The sequence below is a fragment of the Sphingomonas sp. So64.6b genome (assembly GCF_014171475.1).
GTDB lineage: Bacteria > Pseudomonadota > Alphaproteobacteria > Sphingomonadales > Sphingomonadaceae > Sphingomonas > Sphingomonas alpina_A.
This window is the reverse complement of sequence record NZ_CP048817.1, coordinates 4,555,285-4,581,657: the sequence shown is the minus strand read 5'-3', so window position 1 is coordinate 4,581,657 and position 26,373 is coordinate 4,555,285. Positions and strand designations below refer to the sequence as shown.

General features: G+C 60.9%; 24 protein-coding genes. 9 read left to right on the top strand and 15 right to left on the bottom strand.

Annotated features, from left to right (window positions below; genetic code table 11):
* Positions 1-10 precede the first annotated feature (10 nt).
* Both G4G27_RS21965 and G4G27_RS21960 read right to left on the bottom strand, forming a co-directional pair.
* Positions 11-925: an alpha/beta hydrolase-fold protein gene (locus tag G4G27_RS21965; RefSeq protein ID WP_183110601.1), complete on the bottom strand. Its 915-nt coding sequence runs from the start codon at positions 923-925 to the stop codon at positions 11-13.
* 10 nt (positions 926-935) lie between these two features.
* Positions 936-1,082 carry a hypothetical protein gene (locus G4G27_RS21960; protein ID WP_183110600.1) on the bottom strand — a complete coding sequence of 49 codons (147 nt, stop codon included), beginning with the start codon at positions 1,080-1,082 and terminating at the stop codon, positions 936-938.
* A gap of 84 nt (positions 1,083-1,166) precedes the next feature.
* On the opposite strand from G4G27_RS21960, the gene G4G27_RS21955 reads away from it, so the two are divergent.
* Positions 1,167-2,483 (top strand): MFS transporter, encoded by a 1,317-nt coding sequence (locus G4G27_RS21955; protein WP_183110599.1) that lies wholly within the window; start codon positions 1,167-1,169, stop codon positions 2,481-2,483.
* Between the two features lie 501 nt (positions 2,484-2,984).
* A complete protein-coding gene (locus G4G27_RS21950; protein ID WP_183110598.1) occupies positions 2,985-3,590 on the top strand; it encodes a TetR/AcrR family transcriptional regulator in 606 nt (201 codons plus the stop codon).
* Between the two features lie 82 nt (positions 3,591-3,672).
* Here the strand turns inward: G4G27_RS21950 and G4G27_RS21945 are convergent, their stop codons facing one another.
* The 6 genes from G4G27_RS21945 to G4G27_RS21920 all read right to left on the bottom strand — a co-directional run bounded on the left by G4G27_RS21945 (position 3,673) and on the right by G4G27_RS21920 (position 10,266).
* Positions 3,673-6,012, bottom strand: a complete 2,340-nt coding sequence (locus tag G4G27_RS21945) for a TonB-dependent receptor (protein ID WP_183110597.1) — start codon at positions 6,010-6,012, stop codon at positions 3,673-3,675.
* Between the two features lie 914 nt (positions 6,013-6,926).
* The gene (locus G4G27_RS21940; protein ID WP_183110596.1) at positions 6,927-7,118 is read right to left on the bottom strand and encodes a hypothetical protein; all 192 of its coding nucleotides are present in this window, start codon (positions 7,116-7,118) and stop codon (positions 6,927-6,929) included.
* Positions 7,115-7,486 (bottom strand): transposase, encoded by a 372-nt coding sequence (locus G4G27_RS21935; protein ID WP_183110595.1) that lies wholly within the window; start codon positions 7,484-7,486, stop codon positions 7,115-7,117. The genes G4G27_RS21940 and G4G27_RS21935 overlap by 4 nt, the downstream gene beginning before the upstream one ends.
* A 79-nt stretch (positions 7,487-7,565) precedes the next feature.
* Positions 7,566-8,057 (bottom strand): hypothetical protein, encoded by a 492-nt coding sequence (locus tag G4G27_RS21930; RefSeq protein WP_183110594.1) that lies wholly within the window; start codon positions 8,055-8,057, stop codon positions 7,566-7,568.
* 505 nt (positions 8,058-8,562) lie between these two features.
* Complete coding sequence (locus G4G27_RS21925) at positions 8,563-9,006, bottom strand: VOC family protein (RefSeq protein WP_183110593.1); 444 nt, start codon at positions 9,004-9,006, stop codon at positions 8,563-8,565.
* Between the two features lie 75 nt (positions 9,007-9,081).
* Positions 9,082-10,266, bottom strand: coding sequence for an amidohydrolase family protein (locus tag G4G27_RS21920; protein ID WP_183110592.1), 1,185 nt, complete (start codon positions 10,264-10,266; stop codon positions 9,082-9,084).
* A gap of 443 nt (positions 10,267-10,709) precedes the next feature.
* On the opposite strand from G4G27_RS21920, the gene G4G27_RS21915 reads away from it, so the two are divergent.
* Complete coding sequence (locus G4G27_RS21915; protein ID WP_183110591.1) at positions 10,710-11,255, top strand: TetR family transcriptional regulator; 546 nt, start codon at positions 10,710-10,712, stop codon at positions 11,253-11,255.
* Here the strand turns inward: G4G27_RS21915 and G4G27_RS21910 are convergent.
* From G4G27_RS21910 to G4G27_RS21895, 4 genes are all read right to left on the bottom strand, one after another.
* Entirely contained in the window at positions 11,252-12,121 is an 870-nt protein-coding gene (locus tag G4G27_RS21910; RefSeq protein WP_183110590.1) for a TetR/AcrR family transcriptional regulator, read from the bottom strand. The two genes, G4G27_RS21915 and G4G27_RS21910, sit on opposite strands and share 4 nt — an antisense overlap.
* 43 nt (positions 12,122-12,164) lie before the next feature.
* The gene (locus tag G4G27_RS21905; protein WP_183110589.1) at positions 12,165-14,651 is read right to left on the bottom strand and encodes a TonB-dependent receptor; all 2,487 of its coding nucleotides are present in this window, start codon (positions 14,649-14,651) and stop codon (positions 12,165-12,167) included.
* A 174-nt stretch (positions 14,652-14,825) separates the two neighbouring features.
* Positions 14,826-15,161: a CoA transferase gene (locus tag G4G27_RS21900; RefSeq protein WP_183114009.1), complete on the bottom strand. Its 336-nt coding sequence runs from the start codon at positions 15,159-15,161 to the stop codon at positions 14,826-14,828.
* Complete coding sequence (locus G4G27_RS21895) at positions 15,158-15,478, bottom strand: CoA transferase (RefSeq protein ID WP_183110588.1); 321 nt, start codon at positions 15,476-15,478, stop codon at positions 15,158-15,160. Before G4G27_RS21895 ends, G4G27_RS21900 begins: the two co-directional genes overlap by 4 nt.
* A gap of 263 nt (positions 15,479-15,741) precedes the next feature.
* Here G4G27_RS21895 and G4G27_RS21890 point away from each other — a divergent pair, with 263 nt between their 5' ends.
* The 3 genes from G4G27_RS21890 (at position 15,742) to G4G27_RS21885 (ending at position 19,229) form a co-directional block, all read left to right on the top strand.
* On the top strand, positions 15,742-17,322 hold the full coding sequence (locus tag G4G27_RS21890) for an AMP-binding protein (protein WP_183110587.1): 1,581 nt from the start codon (positions 15,742-15,744) through the stop codon (positions 17,320-17,322).
* Between the two features lie 64 nt (positions 17,323-17,386).
* Positions 17,387-17,611, top strand: a complete 225-nt coding sequence (locus G4G27_RS24045) for a hypothetical protein (protein ID WP_210275211.1) — start codon at positions 17,387-17,389, stop codon at positions 17,609-17,611.
* A 109-nt stretch (positions 17,612-17,720) separates the two neighbouring features.
* On the top strand, positions 17,721-19,229 hold the full coding sequence (locus G4G27_RS21885) for an MFS transporter (protein WP_183110586.1): 1,509 nt from the start codon (positions 17,721-17,723) through the stop codon (positions 19,227-19,229).
* 526 nt (positions 19,230-19,755) lie between these two features.
* Here the strand turns inward: G4G27_RS21885 and G4G27_RS21880 are convergent.
* Positions 19,756-21,282, bottom strand: coding sequence for an amidase (locus tag G4G27_RS21880; RefSeq protein ID WP_183110585.1), 1,527 nt, complete (start codon positions 21,280-21,282; stop codon positions 19,756-19,758).
* A gap of 90 nt (positions 21,283-21,372) precedes the next feature.
* Between G4G27_RS21880 and G4G27_RS21875 the strand changes: the two genes are divergently transcribed.
* A complete protein-coding gene (locus G4G27_RS21875; protein ID WP_183110584.1) occupies positions 21,373-21,981 on the top strand; it encodes an XRE family transcriptional regulator in 609 nt (202 codons plus the stop codon).
* Here the strand turns inward: G4G27_RS21875 and G4G27_RS21870 are convergent.
* A complete protein-coding gene (locus G4G27_RS21870) occupies positions 21,970-23,220 on the bottom strand; it encodes an MFS transporter (protein ID WP_183110583.1) in 1,251 nt (416 codons plus the stop codon). The two genes, G4G27_RS21875 and G4G27_RS21870, sit on opposite strands and share 12 nt — an antisense overlap.
* A 152-nt stretch (positions 23,221-23,372) precedes the next feature.
* On the opposite strand from G4G27_RS21870, the gene G4G27_RS21865 reads away from it, so the two are divergent.
* Both G4G27_RS21865 and G4G27_RS21860 read left to right on the top strand, forming a co-directional pair.
* Positions 23,373-24,374, top strand: a complete 1,002-nt coding sequence (locus tag G4G27_RS21865) for a membrane dipeptidase (protein ID WP_183110582.1) — start codon at positions 23,373-23,375, stop codon at positions 24,372-24,374.
* A 7-nt stretch (positions 24,375-24,381) separates the two neighbouring features.
* On the top strand, positions 24,382-25,308 hold the full coding sequence (locus G4G27_RS21860; protein ID WP_183110581.1) for an ornithine cyclodeaminase family protein: 927 nt from the start codon (positions 24,382-24,384) through the stop codon (positions 25,306-25,308).
* A 60-nt stretch (positions 25,309-25,368) separates the two neighbouring features.
* On the opposite strand, the gene bla is transcribed toward G4G27_RS21860, so the two are convergent.
* Positions 25,369-26,361 (bottom strand): class A beta-lactamase, encoded by a 993-nt coding sequence (gene bla / locus G4G27_RS21855; protein WP_183110580.1) that lies wholly within the window; start codon positions 26,359-26,361, stop codon positions 25,369-25,371.
* Positions 26,362-26,373 lie beyond the last annotated feature (12 nt).

Genomic DNA, 26,373 nt, shown 5'->3' with positions numbered 1-26,373 from the left:
CTTTGAAGCTTTACGGCTTCAAGGCAAAGCGTAACCCGCGGCTGACCAAAGCGGTCATAACGCTGATATGGGTTTCGCCGTCGAAGACGACCGTCTCCACTTCGTAGCCCGCGGGACCATTCATTGCCTTGAGGCGTTCGGTCAAGGCTTTGACGCTGCTGATCACGCCTGCGGTTTCCAACATCGCCTGCAACTGCTCGCGCGTCATGCCCGGCGGAAGCCTTGGGTTATTGTCCGCCGTCTCCTCCAGCCCGCCGGCCGTCAACAATATGCGGGGCGCGACTTTTCCGCCCGCCAAGGATGCGGCGAGCTTGGCCTCTCCCGCGAGAATCTCTCCGTCGTTCCAGACGATCGACGGGCTGCCAATCACATAGGCCTTGTAGGCCTCCGCATGGTTGAACAGCACGTGAAGGGCGAACAGGCCGCCCAGCGAATGACCCCACAGGGTGCTGTCGCTCTTGTCGGTTTTGTACTCGGTGTCGATCAGGGTCTTCAACTCTTCGGTCAGAAAGCGATAGAAGCCCTCCGCGCCCCCATAGGTCGCGCCCTCGAACATCGGTGTCCCTTCGAGGTAGGGGATCATAGCGGCCCCCGGCGGCGTCGGGGTCAGGTCGGTAAAACGTGCGACGGTTGCCGCCATGGCACCCGTGCCATAGCCGATCCCGACGATAATCGCAGGCTTTGCCTGCATGCCGATGCTGAGCATCATCTGCGTGTCGGCAGCCGTATGGAATATATAGTCGGCATCGGTGACATAGAACACCGGATAGCCCCCCGGAGGCGGCGGAAAACTCTCCTCGGGCATGGAGACATAGATGCGGTAGGCGCGGCCCGTGACCCCGGACGTTATATCCCACTGCTCACAGCCAGGCCGCACGACAGGTGAGCGAGCCGGCGTCGCCATCGAAGCGTTATCGTTTTCCATGTTTCCCTCTTCAAACGGCACGCCCGTTAAACCCCTTCAGGTTTTCAATCCCGGCGACAAGATGCTGGTTCAAGGCATAGGCCACATGGCTTTCGAGCATCGCCAAAAGGCTTTCGAGCGCCGCCAAAACGGCCTTCATCCAGGCCGCAGCGGTCATCGCTCCGTTGACCTGCCAATGATTTTCGCGACCAACCAGTCCTGGACCGTTGTCCGAAATACATGAAACTTGCGAGGAATCGGGATGAACGATGTAGCACCGGCCGAGCGCCCTGCCCCCTCCCTGGCCAGTGCCGCCAAAAGCTGGGATCTGTATTCCGGCCGTCAACGCAGCGTCTTCCTTCTTGTCCTGTTTCTGGTCGGCACCTCCAATTATGTCGACCGCAATATCATCGGTGTGCTGCTCGAGCCGATCAAACAGGAATTCGATGTTTCCGATACAATGCTCGGACTCCTTTCCGGCATTTCTTTCGCCTTGTTTTACGCGACTCTCGGCATTCCCGTGGCACGGTGGGCGGACCGCGGCGACCGGCGTTTCATCATTACGATTTCGCTGACGGTCTGGAGCCTGATGACGGTCTTATGCGGGATGGCGCAGAATTTCTGGCAGCTTGCATTGGCCCGAGTGGGCGTCGGGATGGGCGAAGCGGGCGCGATCCCACCTGCGCAAAGCCTGATCGCGGACTATTATCCTCCCGATAGCCGCTCCAAGGCGATTGGTGCCTATATGATGTGCTCGATGGCCGGATACGTCATCGGCCTCGTCGCGGGCGGATGGATCGCCCAGCATTATGGCTGGCGTGCCGCCTTCTTCATCGTCGGGCTGCCCGGGCTATTGCTGGCTCTAACGACGCGATTCCTGCTCGCAGAGCCGCGGCATTTACCGCAATTCGCGATCCGTGTGCAAAGCCAGGAACCGGTCACAGCAACCTTCCGCGCATTGTTCGAAAAGCCGTCATACCGCAACGTCATCGGCGCCATGGTGCTCTATTTCCTGATGGCCTATGGTGCCCTCCTCTTCACCTCCTCCTTCATGATCCGGGTCCATGGCCTCAGCATTTCCGAGGCTGGAGCCCTGTTCGGCGGATTGTCGGCGGCCGGCGCGATCGTCGGTAATATCGGCGGCGGCATTATCACGGACTATCTCGCCAAGCGCGATATCGCGTGGACCGCGCGGCTACCTGGATGGGGTCTGATTCTGGCCTTGCCGCTATACGAGATGGCCTTCATGGCACCAAATATTCCAATTATGGCCGGCGCGCTCTTTCTCGCGTCGATATTTCTGACGGGAGTCATTCCGCCAATGTTCTCCGCTTTGCATGCCGTTTGCGGCTCCTCGAGACGGGCGATGGCGGTGGCGATCGCGTTCTTCTTCGCCAATCTGATCGGCCTTGGCCTCGGGCCCTTGATCGCTGGCTCGCTCAGCGATTGGTTTGCGCAAAGTTACGGACCAGCCGATGGGCTGCGGTACGCACTAATGACCGTCATGTTCACCTTCATCCCAAGCGGCATTTTAATGCTGCACGCGGCTCGAACGCTACGCGTCGACATGGAGGACTAGCGAGAAATAGCTTTCGCACCGCCAATGACTGGTGTCGGCAGCGGCCCACTTGCCAGCTCCACTCGGCGCAGCTGCCCCTCACCTCCGCCCTGGGTGGCCCACCGAAAAGAAGGTGTTCCCGTTCTCGCAGCGCTCCCGCCGATCTTCGCGGTGGTCTCGCCAGAATGGAAACCGTCATGTCAAATCTTCTCGTGGTTGAAACCTTGCGCCCTTGTCGCTGGCAGCGGCATTGCCGTACGCTCTTCCCGGTGCGCTGGAATCGGACCACCTTGTCGTGACGTCGGCGCGTCGGTCGCACCAGCCATCAAGGGCCCAAAAAACTACAGGATCCTACCGCTACCCATCCTCGACTTGCAGCTTGGGCCGTTCGCGGATGGGGTCCGGCATATCCCGCCAATCTGATGCGACCTCTCGAACTTTTGCGCTACAGCGGCAGCCCGTGTGCGACTGGAAAAGACCATTCGAACGGGATAGAGCCGTCAAGCATTTTCGGGAGGGCGCATGACGGGCAGGGCGACAAAGGCTTCGGCAGAAGACTGGATTGAAGCCGCCGAGGCCATGCTGATCGAAACCGGCGCATCCGAAGTCAAGGTCGACCGTGTTTCTCGGCGCATCCGTGTAACGCGTGGCAGCTTTTATCACTATTTCAAGGATCGCGAGGATTTACTCGACTGTCTGTTGAAGCGGTGGGAAGAGAAGAATCTGTTCATATCGCTGGATGAACAGCCGACGACGCAGTCGGAGGCGAAGTTGGCGATCATCACGATGTCATCGCGACTGCAAGATGAGCGACACTTCAATCCGGAGCTCGACCTTGCCGTCCGAGACTGGGCGCGCAATTCACCCAAAGCCGCTCGCGCCGTTCGCCGCGTCGACAAACAGCGCATGGCCGATCTCACCAGGCTTCTCGAAACGCTCGGTTATGATGGCAAGGAAGCTTCGATGCGCGCGCGCATCTACTATTTTCACCAGATTGGATATTATGGCATGCGGCTGCACGAACAGCAGACGAAGAAAGCGCGGCGCGAGGAACTTGAGGATTATCTTGGCGCGCTCTGTGGCCGGCTGTACCGCGAGACGCCTTTGCCGGCCGACGCCGGGAATTGATCGCGCCCGATATCTCGACAGGCAAGCCCGTCGAGATATCGGCGTTTAACCCGCCAGGCCCAGGCCATTTCCGGGATCGACCTTAGAAATTCGCCCGAAGCTCCGCGCCGATGGTGCGGGGGGTCAATGTGTGAACGCGTAGCGCCCCGGTTTGCCCGATAAGCAGGCTGCTGCCCACCGCGTCGAGTTGCCCCAGCTTATTGGTCAGATTATCTACAAAGACGGTCAGCGTGTAATCGTTGAACTTGATTCCGCCCCGCAAATTGATCGTGGCGAAGTCTTCAAGTGTATGATTCGTGGTCGGCTCGACCAGTTTATCACGGAAAACGAGATCCGCGCGCCCGAACCCGGAAACGCGCGCCGACAATGGGGTTTCGTATGCAAGGCCTGTCGTGGCCGTCCAGCGCGGTGTCAACGGCAGCCGGTCTCCCTTGAAGGAATTCGCCTGCGGCGTGTCTTCGGCCACGCGCGCATCCAGATATCCTAACGTGATATCGACCGAAAATCGTTCGGATGGGCGAAGGGTGGTAGCAAGCTCAAAACCGTCGATCGTCGAGCGTCCAATGTTCGCGCCTAGGCTAAAGCCGCACTGGGGCAGGAAGATATTCTGCTGCTTATTCCGCCAATCGGTGCGAAACCCGGCCGCTTCGAATGTGAGGGCGCCGTTTGCCGTGCCCCCCTTCGCACCAAGCTCATACTGCCACAAATTGTCGGACTCAAAGGTCGCCGGAGCACTGCTATAGCCCAGCGCGTGAATTTCAGCGTCGCACGATGGCGGGATTGCGACGATATTGTTTGCGCCGCCGCGGCGAAACCCTTTCGTGGCCGACGCGTAGAAAAGCAGGTCTCTGCTCGGCTTGTACGATAGCGCGAAGCGTGGATTGATCCCGTCGCTATCGGAAGACAAATAGCTCGGGGGCGATCCGAATAGACCCGCGCGCAGATCGGCGTTGTGGAATTTATTCTTGAAATAGCGCCCGCCCGCGCTTGCCGTCAACTCACTGGAAATATTCCAGTTAAGCTCTGCGAAGGCGCCATATTCGCGGGTGGTCGTCACCCCGCGCTGATCAATCAGCAGATCACTCGTCGCATACTGGAATCCCAGCGCATTGTTGATCGCATCCGCGACGCCCGGTGCATTCCAGTAGAAGGTCCCGGTCTGGCGCGAATATTGATAGAAAAAGCCCACCTGCCAGTCGAACATATGATGGCCAAGCGAAGCCAGTCGCACTTCTTGCGTGAAGACATTACGACGGGACTTAGTGATATTCACCGTGGGCGTGTCCCAGCCCGCCCCAAAGCCGGCGAGCGTCGATTTGAGGAAATAGGTGAAGTCCTCGTTGTTGACGGTCTTGTACCAGGTCTCAGACGTGTTGCTCGTTAGAGTAGCGATGTCGCCGAAGTCATAGTTGACCGCCAGCGAAGCGTTGCTGAACTCCGCCTGGCTCGGCTCAGCAGCGAATCCGCCATTCGTCAGCGGTCGATCCAGCGAATTGCTCAGTGGCAGATCCCACTCGGAGCGGCCATCCAGCCGGGCCTTTTCATAAATATAGCCAAGCGTGATACGAAGACCGCTATCGGGCGTATAAGCGAGCGACGCGCGCCCGCCATAGGTTTTCTCATCATCCTCATTCTTGATCAGGCCGCTTCCCGGCAGGCTCGTTGGATAGGGAGCCGGGAGATTCTGAGCACCGGGCAAACGATCGATCACACCATCGCGGAATACGCCATAGCCAGTGACCCGCAGCGCAAGATGATCAGCGACGATGGGAAGATTGATCGCGGCATCGCCGCGATAATTGAAGCCACCATTTTTCGTGTTCGACAGCTCGATGCCGCCCGTCGCCTCGAACTTGCTTGGGTCGGCTTTGCGGGTCACGACCTTGATGAGTCCTCCCATCGCGCGCGCACCGTATAAGGTGCCCTGCGGCCCTTTAAGCACTTCGATCCGATCGATGTCGAATAGCTTGAGATTCACGCTTCCGACCGGTGTGTCGTCGATATAGAAGCTCACAGGAGGGTCGCTCAGACCTCCGCTGACGCCGCGAATTCCCAAGGTCACCCCTTCCGTTCGACTGCTGGTCGGGCCGCGCGTGCTGAACGAAAGACCAGGCACGCGATTGGCATAGTCTTCGAAGTTCTCCGCGCCGATAGCCGTCAGTTGATCGCCCGTGAAAGCGGTGATGCTGATCGGTACGTCTTTCAGCCTCTCCTCGCGCTTGCGCGCGGTAACAATGATGTCCGACGAGTCATATCGCTCCGGATCGATATCCGGCGTCGCCGGCGCTTGGCGGGGCGTCGCCGTCGGTGGCGCGACTTGGGCGTTGGCTGAACCGGCAGCTCCGATCGCAACGGCGCTCGCTGCAATCCACAAAGCACCTTTGCGGCCAATCCTGGCCCGGGCCAAACTTTCTTGCACCATTAGCTCTCCCCTTTTTTTGACTCCATATCGCTGAACGAGGTCATGTAAAAATACAGATGTGTCAACTGGAAATGCCGTGAGGCTTATAGATGGAGCCGATCCCCACTGAAATACTGACGATCAAGAGGCCGTTACGCTGCCCTCTAGAAACCGATAAAAACAGTCCTGTCTATCAAGGAGCCGTTCTGGGTGACCCAGAGTCGGTAGGCGGACTCTGTGCCGACACGCCGCCCATCGCCAGTGCGTGAAATTATTGGCGAGCGTGAAACGGGGTTGTGCTGGCGCAAGGGGCGACGATGGGTGAAGCCCGCCGCCGGTTCAGAGTATGGAACAGACCTACCCGTCGGTGGCCCATGGAGCAGAGCGAGAGCGCGCGACGGGCCTGGCGCCGCGGGAGGGCGATGAAGACGGTGATGATGATGAAACGGCGGATGCCGCGACGTCGGGTGCCGGCGCAGCAGGCCCGTCACGGACCGTGGCGGCGGCGAGCGCCTATCGCGTGGCAGCATAGCTCAACGGCCAGCGGGCTCAATAAGTTACTGCTGGTGGAGAACGTCCATTTCGGTGCAAATCAATGCGATCCGATCGGCGTACCCTATCCGACTTAGCTCTCATTTGTGAATTTCCCCGCGAGCGGCTGGTGCGCTTACAGGACTCGAACTTACCCACTAAGCTATTGTAATGAACGCGACTTTGCTCTGCGATCGCAGAATAGGCCCAAATAGGCCCCCAAATTATTTCTGGACTCGAACCCATGCTGGCGGCTTCGGCGCGGGACGCGCACTTTCTCGCCATTGTCGCAGCCGATTTCGAGCCCGTCGGAACATCGTCAGGTGTTGCGAGTGCGACGCGACCGTCATGACGGCGTTCCTCGGCGCGCTCACCGTCACGCTGGAGCAGCAGGGCGTGCACTTTCATGACACGATAGACGCGTTTTGGATTGGGTCTGCGCGCCCGGTCTTCTCTGCCTCACGGCGTGGCAAAGCATGGACGCGGCGATAGCCATCGGTGGGGAGATCGGCGACGCGCGCGCGAATGTCGGCAACCTGCTCGGCGTCCGCTAGCGGCGGGCGCGCGATGCCGAGCGCATCGGCTGCGGCAGTCACAGACCATCCCTTGGCAACGAGGTCGAGCGCAACAGCAGTTTTTTTGGACCTGCGGCCCGGGACACAGCCTCGCGGAGCAGCTCGTTCGCCATGGCCCCCTTGCCGAGCAGCCGATGCAGTTCGCGCACTTGCACCTCGAGCGCGCGGTACTCGGACGCCGGGACCACCTCCTCGCCCGCTGCCGCAGCGGTCAGCGCACCCTGTGCCATCAAGCGACGCCAGGTGAAGGTCTGATTGCCGCCGATGCCGTGCCGGCGGGCGACGAGTGACACGCTCATCCCCGGCAGATGCGTCTCCTCGAGGATCCGGACCTTCTCCTCCGGTGTCCACCGCCTCCGGCGCTGAACATATGCCTCACTCTTATCCAAGAGCGGGGCGCCGTCAGGTCATTTAAGGGGCCACCTCAGGTGGGCTCTCAGATGAGCGCCGGTGCTGACCTGGCATTGGCTATGCGATCAAGGCTGACACCCATTGCCGCTGATACTCAATCAGCGTGTCGGTCAATTCCGCTGAGGGAGCCGGCATCAGTAGCGTTACCAGCAAGGGACGTTCGGCTGCGCGGGAGACTTCCTGGAAGGGCGCATCCATCCCCTGGGTCAGCTGCCGCACGAGGTCGGTTTGCCGGATACTGTCCAGATAGAGCCCGGTGAGCTGGTCGTTCAAGGCAGTATCGCTGGACGACAGGAACAAGGAGGAGGTGACGATCCGGTCATCGCTCCACATTGAGAAGATGGCGTCACCATTGCGGCGGGTCGCGTCCAGTCGACAGGCGGATCCACCGACCCGGAATTCCTGCACGACCTTGCCCTCGCCGGGACGGCGCAATGTGCCCGGATCGGCGTCGAACCACCGATTTTCAATGACCGCTCCATCCGGGAAAAAGGTCAGCTCGTATATCTTGGCCGTCTTAGTCTGCTGCTTTTTGCCGAAGCCGAACATCCGATTCTCCCGACGCCATCACCCTAGGTGACCCTCTCCGAACGAGGTTTGGTAAAGTATCCCTTGGATTTCTCAATGGCTGAGCGCCCGATGGTGCCGTTCAGAATCAAATCAATGACAGCATTACCGATGCGGTACTGAGAGCTCGCGCTCGCCTGCCGACCTAAGGCCACGACGAATGCGAGGATTGCGGAGAGGAGGTACCGGCCACGCGCCGCAGGACACTCGGCTGCACGTACGTACGTGCGTAGGTTGTCAGGCGAAGCGCGAATAAACTCAGTCATCAGTTCATGCGGACATTGCGCATGATCCCAGACCGGCATGACTGCCCGTTCCCGAACAAAGACCCTGCGACAGTGACAAGCGGCCCCCTCGGAAGCCAAGCTATTTTGTAGTTGTGAAGGGAAGTCCTCAGCATTTGCGCCACGCTGAAGCAAGTTCCCGTTTCAATTCGCGGCGAGCGGTCAGGCTGCTTTCGGACATGCGGCTATCAAAGCGATCGCGATCAGCCTGGGTCGACCGAGCTTTTGACCGCGGCAATCAATTCGAGCGAATGACCGTCGGCATCTCGAACGACCGCGAACACCATTCCGCTGTAAATCACCGGCTTCAGCACGGGGCTTGCGCCATGAGAAATCGCGCATTGATAGGCCCGCGCCACGTCCTGAACGCGGAGGCCGATCGGGCCGCGAGCATTGCCGAGCTCCAGCGCCCGGCCATCCTTCCAGCAACACAGCACGATGCGTGGTCCGTTCTCCGCGCCGTGTGGGCGGAGAACGATTTCATCGAACTGCTGCGTCGAATAACGTTCGGCGTCATCGAATGCGAATGCGGCGGCATAAAAGGTCTTAGCGGCATCGAGATCGCTGACGAAAATCTTGACGAAGCTGGGGATCGCGGCGCCAGGCGGCGTTCCGGGGGTAGAGTCGACGATGGCAGAAGCGGTCATCTCACCTCGCAACTATGCTGGCTCGAAAAAGAGGCAAGCGGGCGGTCGATCAATCACCGCCCGCCCCCCAGCACATTACTCGGCGGCCACCGCGACCTTTTCGGCCACGTCCCAGCCCATCAGCTGTTCGTAGTTGCGGCGATAGAACCGGTCCTTCGCCTCCTCGTCCATGTCGCCCATCGTCTTTTCGAACTTGCCGATCGGATCGCGGGTGCCCTCGGGATGCGGATAATCCGAGGTGAACAAGAAGAGGTCCGCGCCGCCATCGCGCATCATCAGCCCGACATTCTCGTCCGGGAAGGGTGAGAATTTCATCGCCCGGCGGATATATTCGGACGGCAGAATGTCCATTGCCTGCAGGTTCGGATCGGTCTTTTTGAACGATCTGTGGCCATGGTCGAGCTGGCGCAGGAAATCGGGCACCCAGCCGGCGCCAGCTTCGAGCACCGCGCCGCGCAGCTTTGGATGCCGCATGAACACGCCGTCATAGACCATCGCGGTCAGGAACATCTGCGGTGCGTACCAGAGCGTCAGATAGTCCCCGAAGCGCAGATTCTCTCCGCCGCCATGCAGGTCCGGCGCGCGTGGTTTGCCATTATTGTGATACTCCACCGGCTGCTTCATCGTGCCCGGCCCGATATGCAGCATGAACGGCAGATCGTGATCGGTCAGCTTCTGCCAGAAGGGGTCGAAGTCGGGATGACCAGGGGACGCCTTGCCACCCGGCGCGTTAGCCGCAAACATCACCGCGCCGGCGCCGAGTTCGATCGCCTGTTCCAGAATCGCCAGCGCCTTTTGCGGATTGTCTAGCGGGGTGAAGGCGACGAAGATCATGCGCGGATCGGCCTTGCAGAAATCCGCCTGCGCCTGATTGAGAGCATGGACCGCGCGATACAGCGAATCTTCGTTCCTGGCGCGCTTGACGAGGCCGAGCCCGAAAGTCGGGAAGACCAGCTGGCTATTGAAGCCGAGCCAGTCGAGTGCGCGCACGCGTTCTTCCTTGTCGAACGCGCCATATCCGCCCCAGCCCTTGGTTCCGGCGATGATGTTCTCACGTGCCTCCGCGTCCTTCGCAACATCGACCTTGCGCTGGCGCGCGGTGTCGATGATGCCAAGGATACGCTTGCCCGGATCCGGCGTGCCGTACAGTTCGCCGAGCTGCTCCAGCAACTCGCCGTCGAGATAGGGCGCGAGCCACTCGTTGGTTTCCATCGTATGGGCATCGGCGTCATTAATGATGCGGCCTTTCGCGTACGTCATGGGCAAATCCTCTCCAGCATGAATATTTCCGAACCGGTGCCAAACCTGCTCGGCAGGACGAATATGTGACTCTTTTAGTGCGTGAGTCAAACAAAACATCGTTGCCGGCGTTGCGGCATGACGATGCAGCGGCTGCGGCATTGGTGCTCTCGGCAAATTTGGGCAAAGCGACAAAAAAACGCCCCGCTTACCGGTGACGCGCGAACTGAGGAGAGCTACTCGATAAGGTCGATAACCGGAATCCCTACCTAATTATGGATTCAAACTGGAGTGGAGGTCAACAAACCATACTCGGCCGACAGGCACTTGAGATGGACCGCGTGTCAGGGCATGATCGCTCCATAACCACTGCGAGACGTCCGATCATTTCCGATCTTCGAGTTATCGATGTTCCAATCGAGGGCCGACCGACGCGCAAGCGTGCGTCCGATCGGATCGTGGAGATGCTCGACATCGCCGATGCGCACCTTACCGCGACACGATCGGCAGTGATCTCGATGAAGACGATCGGCGAGACGGCGGGCGCCAGTCGCGCTTTGGTCTATGCTTATTTCCCGGACCAGTACCGGTTGCTCGAAGCCGTGCTTGATCGCCACATCGCTGCTCTGCGCGCAGCGGGAATCGAGAGCGCGGCGACTGACGGGGCGATCCTCGATCGTTGCATCGAGTGCGCCGACATTTACCTGCGGCACATTGCAGCCAATGGCATGGCGATCGAAGTCGTGCTGCGCGAGGCCTCGGTCGCGCGTCAACTGGGCGGCGCCGCATCGGCATTCCGCGCCAAAATCTATCGACTGCTCGCGCGCGCGATCGCGGCAGAATTGCGTATGGGGGCGAAAGAAGCACTGACATTAGTGCAATTGCTCGCGGTCATCCCGGGCGATGCGGGGCGGCTGGTCGTGGAAGGAGCGCTGACGCTCGACGAGGGAATTGAACTCAATCACCGCCTGCTCGCGAGCAGCATCGCCGCGTTGCGCCCGACGCGTTAATCCAGATTGTTGCGCATCGCCGATGCATTGCTGCGCGCGCCGGCGATGACGATTGGCAGGCACAGCCGTTCCGCCATTTCGAGGCTAACTTTGTGCGATGAGATCAAGCTGCCCGCGCGCAGGCATATCGCGGCGATGATCGCGTTGGTGCCCATCGCCCTTGCCTCGGAGATGCCATAACGGGTCATCATTGATTCGAGGATCGGCTGGCGCACCTCGTGTGCCATCTTGGTGCGTTCGTCGCGCAGTTCCGCGCGCACCTCCGGCACCATCAGCAACGCCTGTAGCAATGGCCCACGCGCCTGCGCCTCATGCAGATAGTTGGTCGTCGATAGAACGATGTTGGTCAGCACGTTGGTGCCCCGAGAGACCACGCCACGCCGGCTCGCCTCGACCTCAGCGATCTCGCGCCGGGCGAGCGCAATCAGCAGGTCTAGCCGCCGCGCGAAGCAATTATGCGCCTGCGCCTCACTGATCCCGACATCGCGGGCCAGACGTTTCATGCTCACTTCCTGCACACCCTCGGTGACGGCGATTCCGGCGGCCTCGTCCATCAGCTGACGACGGCGATCGTCGAGCGAAAGGCGCGTGCGATCACGGCGCGGCTGCGGGCGTTCACCAAGGACGATTTCTTCGTTAACTCCGGCAGGCGCCGGCGGCAGCGTGGGCCGGAGCCGGGCGCGCTCGGTCTCCGGCAGCAGCCAATAGCTGCGTCGAGGCCGCGGAATTCCCAGACGGTCGCATAATTTGGCGAGTCCGTTGGCGCTCAAGCCGATTTCGCTGGCGACCATCGTCAATGGATCGTCCCAGACTCGACGCAAGAGCACCGCACGTGTCACGAAACTAACAGGATCGGTCCGGGTCATGCCTGGACAATTGTCACAAAGTACGGCCAGCGGCAACGACGCCCTAGAAGCGCGCCTCCAGCTTGATGCCGACGTGACGGAAGGAATCCGGGCTGAAGAACTGGATCGATCCACCGGGATTGATCGCCGGCGTGGGCGATGCACTAAGGTTGGCAGCCCATATCTTGTTAAGGATATTGCTCCCGTAGAGCGACACGCGCCAGCCATTGTCATCCGCGCCGATGCCGATCTGCCCGCCAAGGAGGCCATAACCCTCCTGGAAGGTCAGCGGATTGTTGGTCGCCGAATAGAACACGCTGCTGCGATGCGACCAGTCGGCATTAACGAAGCCGGTGAAGCTGCCGAACAATTCCTTCGGCTCCCAGGCGGCGCGAATATAATATTGAAATTCCGGCGCGTTATCGACCTTGTTGCCACGCACGTTGATCAACCCGCCGACACAGCCCGGCTGTGGCACCGTCGCCGCCGGATTGGCCAGGGTCGGGGCATAGATGCTATAACACGACACGCCGGGGAAATCGCCAAACCGCGCCTTCAGATAGGTGCCACCGAAGTCGAACGATACATCGCGCACCGGATGAATCGAGACGCCGAATTCAATGCCCTTAACGGTCACTTGGCCGGCATTGGCGATGCGCGATACGAACTGACCGTTCTGAGGCGTCGAGACCTGCGCCTGGAAATTCTCGTAACGAGTGCGGAACACCGCGATATTAAATGAGAGCTTGCGATCGAAAAGATCGCCTTTCGCGCCAATTTCGATCGAGTGCGGGATTTCTGGCGCGACGCGCTGGTCGGCGGTGCCATTGATGATGTTCGACGGCGTGATCGAAAGCCCGCTAAAGCCCGGCCCCTTATAGCCGCGCGCATAAGTGACATAGGCCATGATGTCAGGCAGGAATTCGTACTTCAGACTAGCGCGATAGGAGAAATTCTCCGCATCGTTCGACTGGCGGATAGCATCGAAGCAATTGGGCCGCGCTGGCAGCACCGTGGCGCGCACGCACGGCGTGACGTAAGGCCCGTCAAAGCCGACGTAGCCGACTGACGGAATACCGGTCGCCGGATAACCAAAGCGCAGCGGTAAGGACGGATCGAGCAGCGAGCCCGAGGTGTAAACCAGGCCGAGCCGGTCGACCGTGTAGCGCCCGCCAAGAGAGAGTTCGAGGCCCCGTGCGAGGTGAAAATTGACTTGCCCGAACGCGGCATAATTGTTGTTCTTCACCACGGCGCGACTGGCGCTGGTCTGCAGGATCGATCCGACCGGAAGAGTGGCAGGCGCAAGGTTGGGGGAATTGGGGAAGTAGCCGGTCGAGCCGATCAGGCCATCATTCTTCGAATGATAATAGAACAGCCCGGCGACGAAGTCGGCGAAGCCGCCGACCGGCGATGCGATGCGCGTTTCACCGCTGAAATTTCTGTTGCGCGTGTCGCCACCATTGTAATTGACGTAATTGTAATCGACGAAATCCGCATCGTAAAAATTCTGCCGATGGCTCTCGCGATAGGACAGGATCGTCGTCCAGCTATATTCCCCGAACTTGATGTCGGAGGTCAGCGACGCGCCGCCGGCACGACCGAAGCCCGCGCCGCGCCCATCGGCGGCGATGTCGAAATTGCGCGAGGATGGAACAATGCCGTATTTCGCATTGACGATCGCCGACGGGCTTCCCGCCCAGGGTACGCTACGCAGAACTTGCTGGCAGCAGAACTCGTTGGTGAAATTATAGTCGGCCGATAACAGCAGTGAGATGTCCGGCGTGGGCTCCCACAACACTTTACCGGTGACGCCGCTATTGTCGATCGCGTTGAGATCGTCTTTCAGGACGGGGCTGTAGATCCAGCCGCCGAGATGATTGTAGACCCCGGTCACGCGCACGGCGAGATTATCGCGTAGTGGTGCGTTGAGTACAACCTGCGCGATGCGTTCGTTATTCTCGCCGAGCGAGATGCGGAAAATGCCTTCGCTTTTGTCGAAACGCGGCTTGTTGGTGTAGATCGCAACCACGCCCGAGGACGCGTTCTTGCCGAACAACATCCCCTGTGGTCCGCGCAGGATCTCGACTCGCTCGACATCGGTCAGTGTCTGCAGCGCGGAAGGATCGCCCAGCACCACGCCATCGAGCAGGGTCGAGACGCTCTGTTCGATCCCACTCGAGAAGCTCGAGGTGCCAATGCCGCGGATCGAGAAGGCAGACGAACCCGAGCCCGTGCTGACACGATAATTGAGACTGGGATCGATCGTACGCAGGCTCTGCAGATTGACGATATTCTGCCGGTTGAGCTGTTCGCCCGAGGTTGCCGATATCGCGAGCGGCACATCGTTCAGGCGCTCGGCGCGGCGATTGGCGGTAACGATGATATCCCCCGCCGAAGCATCGGAAAGCGGCGCCGGCGGAGAAGGGGCGGGCTCCTGCGAAGCTTGTGCGTCGGTTGCGCTGGCCTGGCCATAAGCTGCCGAAGCGGTGATCAGCGCAGCCAATGCGGTAGTCGACGCCAGCACGCGCCGCGAAATGATCTGGAACGCCATCCGCTATCCTCCTCCATGATTGTCCGCACCGGCTCGGGCGATGTTGAACCTCTTAATGGTGCACAGGACTGGTGCGTCCGTCAACTGGGATCGCCGGATTTTTCGCGGACAAATGAAGAATTCAAGGGCTGATGACCGAGGTTCGCAGAAATGAGAGGCTGTCAGGTCGGAATATTATGGTGCTTGAGTCAGATGCTCAATCGAGAGAAGGGTCGCACTCCGGCCATTCACCGTTGCGCTGCAGCGCAGCGCAGATGAGGCCGCCATGTTCGCCAAGCAGCGGGACGCGCAGCACTCTTCGCCGAAATCGACTGGCGGTGCGATCATTTCGAACGTCGCACCAGTCGCGTCGATCCCGCCGTTAAAGCAACCGGCGGCATGCGCCTGGAGGTCCGAGACCAGATCAGCCGGCGTCTGTACCGGCGCCCAGACGAGATTAGCAGCGCGTAACCGGGTGCCGAGCGCGGTCATCGTCTGCGTGGCGAAGCTGGCATCCAGCGCTTCGATCAAGGCCGCGACGGTTTCGGCCCGCGCGGTCGGGGTGACGAAGCGCAGGTCGTCGAATCGGCCTCGCGGATCAGCGCAGCGAGCTGCGCCCGCCCCCCGGTCGAGCGAATGTCGAGCATGATCGAGCGCTTGCCGCGATTGCCCATCTCGAACACCGGCGACACACCTGACGGCGGCGTGGCATCGAGTAAGCGCCGCATCGGGTCGCCATCGGCCGATCCGACTTTGATCACATCGGCGTCCCATTGAGCGAGCAGGACACCAGCGCCCGGCGCCGCGATATGGGTCGCGAGGTCGACGATTCTAATGCCCTGCAGCATGGCCGCTCCGATCTTTGTTTCCACCCTATTGGTGAGCCGGTTATGAAACCTGCAACGCTGGATCGCAGTAATAACCTGACGCCGCAATTGTCATTCAAGCGATTGCCAAGCGAAACCGTCAAAGGTATTGGTGCGTCAATCAGAAGCCATAAGGCGGAGTCGGAGAGCGCGATGGGCGACAGGCAAGGATCAGGCACGCACGCCGTTTTCGGCTGCCGGGCCGCATGAGCACCGCGCCTGCCCTAGCTGTAACGCCTGCGTCAATGGCTGCCACGCCTAAGGGCGAGACGCTGGCGCCGTGGCAAAGCCTGTCCGCGCAGGGCATGCTGTTTTCATATTGGGCCGACCGTTTTGGCGATCATCCGGCGATCCATTCGATCCGGGGCGGGCGCAGCTTCGCCGAACTCGACGGCAATGCCAACCGTCTGCTTGCCGCCTTACGCGGCGCTGGGCTCGGTGAAGGATCTCCGGTCGCCGCATTGTGCGGTAATATTCCCGAGTTCGTGGAAGTGATGCTGGCGTGCCAGCGCGGTGGACTGCGCTTTACGCCGATTAACTGGCACCTCGCCGCCGAAGAAATCGCCTATATTCTGCACGACTGCGAGGCCGAGGCTTGGATCGTTCAGGCCGATTTCGCCGACAAGGTGGCAACCGATGGCGCAGCGGGCGTCGATCCGCGACGCACATGCCTGCGACTGGCGGTCGAGGGTCAGATCGACGGCTTCGCGGACTATGCCGAGGCGCTGGCGACGCAGTCTGGCACCGCGCCCGCAGATGCAGTGCCTGGCCGCACGATGCTATACACGTCGGGTACGACCGGTCGGCCCAAGGGCGTAGTCAAGGCCGCTTCCGCCGCGCTGATGCCGATGCGGTTCCCACCATTCGACTACCGCGATGGCGACGTGAACCTGTTGTGCGGTCCGGCCTATCATGGCGGTCCGCTGGCTTTCGACCTGTTATTCCCGTTATCCTCGGGGGCAGGCATCGTCATGATGGAAAAGTTCGACGCGCGCGACGCGCTGGCGTTGATCGAGCGCCACCGCGTTACCCATACCCATATGGTCGCGACGATGTTCCAGCGCTTGCTCGCATTGCCGTTCGAGGAACGTACCGCGCGCGATCTGTCGAGCCTGCGCATGGTTGTGCATGGCGCTGCACCGACTCCGCCCGATGTGAAGCGAGCGATGATCGACTGGCTCGGCCCGGTGCTTTGGGAATATTATGCCGCGACCGAGGTTGCGACGAAGATCAACATTACCTCCGAGGAATGGCTGCGCAAGCCCGGCAGCGTGGGGAAAATTCCGGACGACAGCGGCATCTGCATCCTCGACGATAAAGGGCGATCGTGCCTGCCCGGTGTTTCGGGCCGGATCTGCTTTCCCGACACGGCCACCCGATACCACAATGCGCCGGACAAGAATCGCGACGTGTTCGGCGGTGCCCATTTCACGGTCGGTGACATCGGATTCATCGACCAAGAGGGTTATCTCTTCCTCACCGGACGTTCCGCCGAGACGATCATCTCGGGGGGGGTGAACATCTATCCGCAGGAAATCGACAACGCTCTGCTGGGACATCCGGCGGTGGCGCAGAGCTGCACCGTCGGTGTGCCGAACCGCGAATGGGGTGAAGAGGTTCGCGGCGTGGTGATGCTTGCATCAGGGTATGATGCGACGCCGGCGCTGGAGGTCGACTTGCTTGATCTGTTGCGCGGCACCCTTGCGCACTACAAGGTTCCGCGCCGGATCGATTTCGTCGCCGCGATCCCGCAATCGGAGGCGGGCAAGGTGCTGCGTGGCCAGGTCCGCTCATCCTATTGGGCCGGCCGTGCGCGCAGCATCTGAGCGCATGCCAAACGGGACCTGCCCGGCGCCGACGTCCGCGCTGTTTCGCGACGGGATGGCGCGCATGACCGCAACCGGTCATATTCTCACCAGGGTATCGCGGGAGCGACGCCACGGTAGCCCGAACGCCGCCTGTCCATCGGCAGTGGATCCGCTGTCGATGGCGGCGTCGGTCGACCGTTCGCCTTCGAATTATGCGCCGATATTTCATTCGGGCGCAGTCCGCCCGAACGTGCTCGGCGCTGGCCATACCGCGCTCACGGCGCACTTCGTCGGCGTCTTGGCATGACCGCCAGGGCCAAAACGATTTCGCAATTTTTCAGCGCATTTCGGGACTCTAGATTATGGCCTCACAAAGCATCCCAGTCGCGCCGGGCACGGCGAGTGCGGCTACCACGATGCCCCGCCTGGCGCCCGGCGCCGGCGCAGGGGCGGGCGCTCCGCCACTGACCTGCACGATCCGCCTGAGCTACGGCGCAGGCGCGATCGCCAACGGCGTGAAGAACGTGTCGTTTTCGGCATATCTCATGTTCTTCTACAATCAGGTAGTTGGCGTACCCGCGGCGATCGTGTCCGCCGCATTGGCTCTGACTCTGCTGATCGATGCGCTGGCCGACCCCTTTCTTGGCCGCTGGTCGGATGTGATCCGCACGCGCTGGGGGCGGCGGCACCCGTTCATCTATGCCTCCGCAATCCCGACGGCGATATTCTTCGTACTCGTCTGGTTCCCTCCGGCTGGGCTCAGCAACGCGCAGATCGGCATGTGGGTGTTCGTTACTGCGATGCTGACGCGGGTGTCGATCAGCGCGTTCGAAATCAACAGCCAGGCGATGACCGCCGAACTGAGCGACGATTATGCCGAGCGCACGCGGCTGTTCTCGCTCAGATACTGGTTCCTTTATATCGGCCAGTACGGCTTCAGCGCGGCGGCGCTGATGGTGTTCTTTGTCGCCACGCCGGAATTCCCGCGCGGCCAGCTCAATCCAGATAGTTATATCGGCTTCGCACTGCTCGGTTCGGCGATGATCCTGGTGTCGATGTTCGTCTGCGGGCTCGGTACGCATGCGCGCATTCCCTATCTCCGCCAGGCCGAGACGCGCGCGACGCGCGCCACCGTGGGCACGCATTTCCGCGAGATGTTCGGCGCGTTTCGCAACCGCGCCTTCCTGGCGATCTTTGGTTTCGGCGTGTTCAAGTTTACCGCGATCGGTCTGTATGCAGCGACCGCCTTGTACTTCAATACCTACCTGTTCGGGCTCAGCGCATCGCAACTGGCGATCCTGACGCTCGACAGCGTGGTGGCGGCGACGATCGCCGCACCACTCGCGCCGTTCATGTCGCGCCGGCTGGGCAAGCGGGCCAGTTCGATGCTATTCGCCGTGCTCGGCGTCATACTCAGCCTTTCGCCGCTCATACTGACCTATCTCGATCTGTTCTTTCAGCCTGGCGATCCGCGCCTGATGATCACCCTGTTCCTGATCGGCGCGGTATATGGCGCGATGATCGCGATCTCACTGATCAACACCTCATCGATGCTCGCCGATGTGGTGGAGGACAGCGCGGTGAAGACCGGGCGGCACGAGGCGGGTACGTTCTTCGCCGCCTCCAGCTTCATGCAGCAATGTTCGACCGCTCTGGGGCTGGTAGTCAACGGGCTAATCCTCACCTGGGCGGCGTTTCCGCAAAAAGTGAAGCCAGGCGAAGTAACCGAGGCGATGCTTGACAGCTTGCTAATCCACTACATTCCGGCGTCGTTGACTCTGTGGGTGTTTGGCTGTGCGATTCTGCTCCTCTATCCGATCACCCGCGAACGGCATCAGCGTAACTTGGCAATTCTCGAAGCCCGCCGCGCGGAGGCAATGGCGCGAATGATGAGCGACTCGGCGCTTGGCACCCCACTGACTTAGCAAGAAGATCTTTCGGGGTGAGCGAGCGGGCCGTAGTGCCCAGCTCGGGGAATATCTGCTCCGGGCCGTCGTCCGGCACGTCGCTACCTCTGTAAATGAGCGCACAGCTGCCGCGCTAAAAGGATGAACGAGCGGCGGTTTCGGGAAGCAGTTAAAGGCTTCTGAAGGTCTGATTGTGGGTCCTCACCGTCGCGAAGCCGCCGGGTAGAAAACACCCCGGTTGCGACAGTTCTCCTTCACATTCGGCGCTTTAGAAAGCCCTCGGTCGCCTGGCTTGCCGGGCAACAGCGCCTCAATCCGCTGCCGTTGTACCTCGCCCAATTCATATCGCTTGATGTCTATGGAGCGCCCGTTCTCTCGGCCGGGATCGACATTACGGTCAACGCATCGCCCATATGATGCTGGCCCTTGCCCATCATCCCGATCAATGGTCCGTCCTGCGTGAGCAGCCCACGCTTTCATTTCGCGCCTTCGACGAAAGCCTGTGCTGGGATTCGACCGTGCAAACCTTCGTCCGGACGACGACTCACGATGTAGACGTCGATGGTGTCACTATCCCCGTCGATGCCAAGGTGCTTCTTCTCTTGGCTTCCGCCAACCGCGACTCGCGCAAATGGACTTTGCGATAGCCCACCGACTCATTATCGGCAGGTCTCCGATTTAGCCAAGGCCGCGCCTCCTCGAATTGGCTTGCAACTCGAAACAGCAAGGCCTCATCACCGAAGCGGGCGGTGAACTGGACGCCGATCGGCAGCCCGGCGGCATTCCAGAACAACGGCACGGACATCGCTGGAACGCCGGTGATGTTTGCCAATGACGAAAAGGGCGCGAAAGCTCTTGATCGTGCGGCATAATCCTCGGTGCCAGAGAGGGTTCCGAGCTCTAGGGGAGGCTGGGCGAGCGCCGGGCTGAGGATCAGCGGATAGCGTCGCTGAAAGCGTGCCAGATCGCGGCCTGCGTTTTGGAATTCCTGGATCGCCCTCAGGTAATCGGCACCGCTCGATTGCTGCGCGGCCCGGATCAGGAGGTGGATATGCGGCTCCAACTCGCCATCTTCCGGCGCTCGTCCGACTTCCAACGAGCGCGCATCGACCAGGGCCCGAACCAGCGTTGCCGACACGATCATCGACGCCGCCGCGAGTGCCTCATATCGTATCGGCGGCGCGATCTCCTCGATGTGATGGCCGAGCGCCTCGCACAGCGCGGCGGCATCGAGCGTAGCGGCACGGCAGTCCGGATTCACGTCCCCGCCCGCCGGGGACCCAAGCATCAGCGCGATGCGCTGCCGCCCCGAAGGCGCACCGACTTCGCATAGCCAGGGCCGGGTCGGGGGAGCGATGCCGTAGGGTGCGCCGAGGTCTGGGCCAGCCGAAACGTCAAGTAGCGCCGCACTGTCCCGCACCGATCGACTGACCGCGTGCGCCGTGCCGAGACCTGCACTCGATTCACCCCGCTCCGGGCCCATCGGCATCCGGCCGCGACTTGGTTTCAACCCGAACAGACCGCAGCAAGACGCGGGAATCCGGATCGAGCCGCCACTGTCGCTCGCATGCGCCATCGGCACGATGCCCGCGGCAACTGCGGCTGCGGCACCGCCGCTCGACCCGCCCGTCGTCCGCGTCATGTCCCAGGGGTTGCGAGTCGGGCCGAATGCGGCCGGCTCGGTCGTGACGCTGAAGCCGAGTTCGGGTGTCGCGCTCTTTGCGAATATCGAAAAGCCGGCAAGCCGATAGCGTTCGAACAACTCCGAATTGTGCTGCGGCACGGCACCAGCCCAGAAGCGCGATCCGTTGGCCGTCGGCTCGCCGCAATACGCCATGTAAAGGTCCTTGAGGATAAACGGCACGCCGCGGAAAGGACCCGCAGGAAGTCCGGCCAATACTTCGTGACGCGCGCGCGCGGCGAACACGTGGTTCAGCGCATTGAGCCTGGGATTGACCGTTTCGGCGCGCGCAATCGCCGCGTCGAGCAACTCCTCGGCAGACACGTCACCTGATACGACCAGCGCCGCTAATCCAAGGGCATCATAACAACTATATTCATCATGGTTCATGTTGAGGGGCTACCTTGCTTTTTCAGTTGGAAACGGCGCGAGCTCGGCGGTAAAGAAGGCCATCGCCGGTTTCCCGGGCATAGGATGGGCATGATTTCGACGCTTGCGGCTGACACGATCGGAGACAGGCTCAGGGCATTGCGCAAGCGCGAAGGCTGGACGCTGACCGAGGTTGCGTCGCGCACTGGAATCTCGCAGGGCACGCTCTCCAAGCTGGAGAATGGCCGCACAAAGCTCAATTTCTCGAGCGTGGTGAAGCTCGCCAGCGGTCTCAACCTGCCGGTCACTGACTTCACCAACGCTGAGGTCGCACCGGCCATAAGCGGTGCGCGCCGTTCGGTAACGCGAGCGGGGGCGGGACTTCGTTTCCAAGGCCATGACATTGAATATGAGGTCTTGGCCGATGGCTTGGCGGGGATGCGCAACGTCTTCCTGCGCGCGCGAATCAAGCAGCAGCCCAATCCCGATCCCGCAGCTTTCCGCCGACACCCTGGCCAGGAATTCATCTACGTCGTTTCCGGCGAGCTCCAATTGGAGACCGAGGCCTATGCTCCGATCCGACTCCAGGAGGGTGACAGTGTCGTGTTCGATTCGAGCATGGGCCACAGATATGTCTCGGTTAGTGAGGCGGACACGATCCTGCTGATCGAGATGGAAGTGGCGAGTTATCCAACGGTGATCGAAGATCTAGTCATCTGAACTGAGGTGACCCGGAACCGCCACGACATCGGCCCGCAGGCTGCGCGCCAGGAACAGGCAAGCCACAATACCAATCGTCCCAGGTAGGATTCCAACCAACAGCGCAGGACGCAGTTCGAGCCCATGCGCGGTGCCGAAATAGCTGCTCAGGACGCCCACCAGTGTTGGGCCGAGTCCCATGCCGGCAAGGTTTGCGACGAGGAACAGCACCGCTGTCGCGGACGCGCGCAATCCGGCAGGAATGACCGTCTGAAGAACGGCAAAGATACAGGTTTGCGCGACCAGGCCGATACAGGGCGCGATACCGAGCAGCAGCAGCGCCGGCGCCGTATCGTCGAGCATCAGCCCGGCAAATGTACTGGCGATCATCAAGGTGATCACGATCGCCGGAAGCCAGGCCATCCAACGCACGTCGCCGCGCGAAAGGCGGTCGAGAAGCGGCCCGACCGCTAGCACTGCGACCAGCCCCATCAGGCCCGCGGTCAGACCGATGAACAAGCCGATTTGATCGAACGACAAGTGGTGTGCGCGAGCGAGAAATGCCGGCATCCAAGCGCCAGTGGCGTTGTTGAAGAATAGCAGGCCGACCATGGTGAGGGTCGCGAACCGGAAACTCGCATGGCGCGACAGCGTCGCCAGCGCCTGACCATAAGGCTGCCGTTCAACGGTGGATAGTCGCTCGGGTTCGCGAACTGTCAGCAAATACACGATGGTGATCGCGATACCGATGAGCCCAGTGATGACGAAAGTCGCGCGCCAGCCCATTCTGGTTGCGAGCAATGATACCAACACAACACCCGCCAGCAGACCGAGATGTGCGCCCGCCGACAGCGCGCCCGAGGCGAACCCCTTTCGATCAGGAAATCTGTCTGCCAGCATCGACAACGACGCCGGTGTCGTCCCAGCCTCACCGATCGCAACTGCCATACGCATCACAACGAGTTGTGCGAAGCTTTGCGCAAAGCCACACGCGGCCGTCGCGGCGCTGAACAGACCAAGACAGATCGCCACGAGGTTGCGGCGATTGCCGCCGTCCGCGACCCATGCAAGGGGCAGCGTACACAAGGCATAGCAGACCGCAAAGGCGAGCCCGGTCAGCAACCCTATCTGCCAGTCGGCGAGCGCAATATCCTTCCGAACCGCCTCTGCCATCAGCGGCAGAAGCTGCCGGTCGACCACGTTGATCGCATAGACCAGCGCACTGAGCAGGAGGAATCCGTAGCCGCGTCCTTTGGTCATCATGCTCCCCTTAGATCAGTAATTTCGTAATCGAAACTTGACCTATTGGCAACGTTGTCGCAGATATTTGGCGGGTATCTTCTCCGCCCAGCCCTATTCCAAGCGCAAAATTATTCCGAAACGATATTTGAATAAAGAATGAAGGGGTCTTCATGGACATCGAAGCGCTGCACGCCGAAAGCATCATCATCGACGCGGTCTGCCCGATCACTTATGAGAAACAATATGTGGACTGGTATCGCGAGGGCGGCGTTACGGTCGTCACTCCGACCCTCGCCTGGGTGCAGAATGCCGATTTTGCGTTCAAGGCGATCGCGTCCTGGCATGCCTATATCGCCGGCCGGTCGGACACCCGACTGATCCGCAGCGCGGCCGATATCCGGGCGGTCAAGCAAGCCGGCCAAACCGGCATCATGCTACATTTTCAGGGAGCGGACCCGATCGAGGACAATCTCGAACTGGTGCCGCTCTATGGCGATCTTGGCATCAAGGTGATCCAGCTTTGCTACAACCGGCGCAATCGCGTCGGCGATGGCGGCAGCGAACGAACTGATTCTGGTCTGAGCTATTTCGGCCAGGATCTCGTCGCCGCGCTGAACAAGGCCAGGATCGTTGTCGATTGCGCGCATACCGGGCCACGCACGACGCTGGAGGCGATCGAAGCATCGACCTCACCAGTGGTGATTTCCCACGGTAATTCCGCCACGATCCACCCTTCCGCTCGCAATGTCACCGACGACGTGATCAAGGCAATCGGCGGCAATGGCGGCATGGTCGGTGTGGTCGGCTTTCCCGCTTTTGTGAACGATGCGTCCCGACCGACGCTCGACCATTTCATCGATCACATAGTCCACATTGCCGGGCTGATCGGGATCGATAATGTCGGCCTCGGCATCGACTATGCATCGATGCAGTGGCCGATCATGAGCGATGAAGCCGCCGTGGCGATTTATGATCAGGCGATCGCCGCCGGGATCTGGCGGGCCGACACCTACCCCAAGCCACCCTATTACTATCCCGAGGGCATCGAAACGCCACGTACCATGATCAACCTTACGCGCCGGCTCGTCGAGCGTGACTTCGACGCAGAATCGATCCGCAAGATTCTCGGCGGTAACTGGATGCGCCTCTACGAAACCGTTTGGGGCGATTGATCCCCCGATGCGGATATTCTCATCGGTGGACGTCCGTCAGGCGCTCGACTGGCCGTTGCTGGTCACTGCAGTTCGTGATGGTTTTAGTGGTGAGATGGTGGTGCCGACGCGCCACCGTCACACCATCCGCGTTCCGGGAGCAGCAGACGCCACGCTGCTGGTGATGCCAGCCTGGCAGGCTGGCCATCTGATTGGTGTCAAGCTTGTCACCTTCTTTCCGGAAATGGCGCAGCGCATCAACGCGGCATATATCCTGTTCGACGGACGGACCGGCGCGGCGATCGCGTTGATCGACGGGGAAGAACTGACTGCACGGCGAACGGCAGCGACCTCGGTCATCGCCGCACAATACCTCGCCCGCCCCGATGCGCGCCGGATCTTCATCATCGGGACCGGCCGATTGGCGGAAGAATTCGCGGCGGCCTATGCGACGATGTTTCCAGCCATTTCCGATATCGCCATCTTCGGCCGTTCGCCGGAGCGGGGCACAGCGTTGGTGGCCAAGCTGAGAGACCTTGGTCTTCCTGTCCGCCTATCCCAGGACATTGCCGGAGACGCTGCCGCTGCGGATATCATCAGTTGTCTGACCTCAGCATCCAGCCCCGTGCTGGCCGGCAAATGGCTGTCGGCGGGAACGCATGTCGATCTCGTCGGCGGCTTTACCCCCGACATGCGGGAGGCCGATGACGATGTGTTTCGCCGGGCTACGATCGTCTTCGCCGATATGACGGACGTCGCGCGTCGCGAAGCCGGCGACCTGATCGGGCCGCTCGCCTCAGGGGCGCTGCGCGATGCGCAGTTCGGTGGCGACCTGCCTGATCTGATATGCGGGCGTTGTGTCGGGCGGACGAACAATCAGGCGATCACCGTGTTCAAATCGGTGGGTCACGCGAGCGAGGATCTCGCCGCAGCGTCGCTGCTCACCCGTACCTGACTGGTCGATCCGCGCCGACAGGCTTGGATAAGCGCGGTGAGCGCGCCTATCCATGCTGGGTTACCGATACAGGAAATAGTCGTAAGCGGCCCGTGAACTCTCGGCGATCGCCTTGTCGCGCGCGGCGGAAGGCTGGGTCGCCCCTTTCACATAGACCGAAATGATCACATGGCCGCGTTCGCCGGGGAGTGTGATCAGGCCGACATCATTTGCCGAGCCGCCGAGCGTGCCGGTCTTGTGCGCGACCGTCGTTCCCACCGGCAACATGCCCTTCAATCGTTCGGGACCGGTCGTGCACCGCTCCATCACGCCGCGCAGGAAAAGCGTGCTCGCCGGGCTGATGAGTTTGCCGGAAAACAGCTTGGTCAGCAGCAGGTTCATCGCCTTCGGTGTCGAGCTGTCCTGCACATCCGCGTCGAACGCGGGCTTGTCCTGATAGATGGTATCGAAGATTTTCGGGTCCTGTGCGGCCTTCGCCATAAAGGATGTGAGGAACGGCTTGTCGGCGGGCAAGTCGTAGAATTTCAGCAGCAGGCCATGCGTGTCGTGATCGACATTCTGGCCCTTGATGCCATTGTCGCGGAGCCATGCGGTCACCGCTGCCGGACCCCCGGCGAGGCGGACCATCATGTCGGTGGCGGTATTGTTGCTCTTGGTCAGCATGAGTTCGAGCAGATTGGCGACCGACAGCGAGATGCCGGGATGCATCACGGATTCGGCTACCGGCCCGGATTGCTCAAGGAACTTCGGCTCGACGGTGATCATCTGGGTCAGTTCGACTTCGCCGCGATCAACGCGGTTCATCACCAGCGTGGCGACCGCGACCTTCATGGTACTCGCCATCGGAAAATATTCGTCGCCGTTATACGATACCTCGTCGCCGCTTTCGAGGTGACGCGCGGAAAATCCGACCTTGCCGCCGGTTCCCTTTTCGAACGCCGCGATGCTTGCCTGAAGTGACGCGCCGGCCGATTTTTCGACTGCAGCGATGGCCGGGCAGGAAACGGCCAGCGGAAGGCTGAGCGCAGCAATACGAAACAGGATTGATCGCATGGGATAGTTCCT

Coding starts and splice junctions, on each gene's coding strand:
- G4G27_RS21965 (WP_183110601.1), bottom strand. CDS start 925: ATGGAAAACGATAACGCTTCGATGGCGACGCCGGCTCGCTCACCTGTC.
- G4G27_RS21960 (WP_183110600.1), bottom strand. CDS start 1,082: ATGACCGCTGCGGCCTGGATGAAGGCCGTTTTGGCGGCGCTCGAAAGC.
- G4G27_RS21955 (WP_183110599.1), top strand. CDS start 1,167: ATGAACGATGTAGCACCGGCCGAGCGCCCTGCCCCCTCCCTGGCCAGT.
- G4G27_RS21950 (WP_183110598.1), top strand. CDS start 2,985: ATGACGGGCAGGGCGACAAAGGCTTCGGCAGAAGACTGGATTGAAGCC.
- G4G27_RS21945 (WP_183110597.1), bottom strand. CDS start 6,012: ATGGTGCAAGAAAGTTTGGCCCGGGCCAGGATTGGCCGCAAAGGTGCT.
- G4G27_RS21930 (WP_183110594.1), bottom strand. CDS start 8,057: ATGTTCGGCTTCGGCAAAAAGCAGCAGACTAAGACGGCCAAGATATAC.
- G4G27_RS21925 (WP_183110593.1), bottom strand. CDS start 9,006: ATGACCGCTTCTGCCATCGTCGACTCTACCCCCGGAACGCCGCCTGGC.
- G4G27_RS21920 (WP_183110592.1), bottom strand. CDS start 10,266: ATGACGTACGCGAAAGGCCGCATCATTAATGACGCCGATGCCCATACG.
- G4G27_RS21915 (WP_183110591.1), top strand. CDS start 10,710: ATGCTCGACATCGCCGATGCGCACCTTACCGCGACACGATCGGCAGTG.
- G4G27_RS21910 (WP_183110590.1), bottom strand. CDS start 12,121: ATGACCCGGACCGATCCTGTTAGTTTCGTGACACGTGCGGTGCTCTTG.
- G4G27_RS21905 (WP_183110589.1), bottom strand. CDS start 14,651: ATGGCGTTCCAGATCATTTCGCGGCGCGTGCTGGCGTCGACTACCGCA.
- G4G27_RS21895 (WP_183110588.1), bottom strand. CDS start 15,478: ATGCTGCAGGGCATTAGAATCGTCGACCTCGCGACCCATATCGCGGCG.
- G4G27_RS21890 (WP_183110587.1), top strand. CDS start 15,742: ATGGCTGCCACGCCTAAGGGCGAGACGCTGGCGCCGTGGCAAAGCCTG.
- G4G27_RS24045 (WP_210275211.1), top strand. CDS start 17,387: ATGACCGCAACCGGTCATATTCTCACCAGGGTATCGCGGGAGCGACGC.
- G4G27_RS21885 (WP_183110586.1), top strand. CDS start 17,721: ATGCCCCGCCTGGCGCCCGGCGCCGGCGCAGGGGCGGGCGCTCCGCCA.
- G4G27_RS21880 (WP_183110585.1), bottom strand. CDS start 21,282: ATGAACCATGATGAATATAGTTGTTATGATGCCCTTGGATTAGCGGCG.
- G4G27_RS21875 (WP_183110584.1), top strand. CDS start 21,373: ATGATTTCGACGCTTGCGGCTGACACGATCGGAGACAGGCTCAGGGCA.
- G4G27_RS21870 (WP_183110583.1), bottom strand. CDS start 23,220: ATGACCAAAGGACGCGGCTACGGATTCCTCCTGCTCAGTGCGCTGGTC.
- G4G27_RS21865 (WP_183110582.1), top strand. CDS start 23,373: ATGGACATCGAAGCGCTGCACGCCGAAAGCATCATCATCGACGCGGTC.
- G4G27_RS21860 (WP_183110581.1), top strand. CDS start 24,382: ATGCGGATATTCTCATCGGTGGACGTCCGTCAGGCGCTCGACTGGCCG.
- bla (WP_183110580.1), bottom strand. CDS start 26,361: ATGCGATCAATCCTGTTTCGTATTGCTGCGCTCAGCCTTCCGCTGGCC.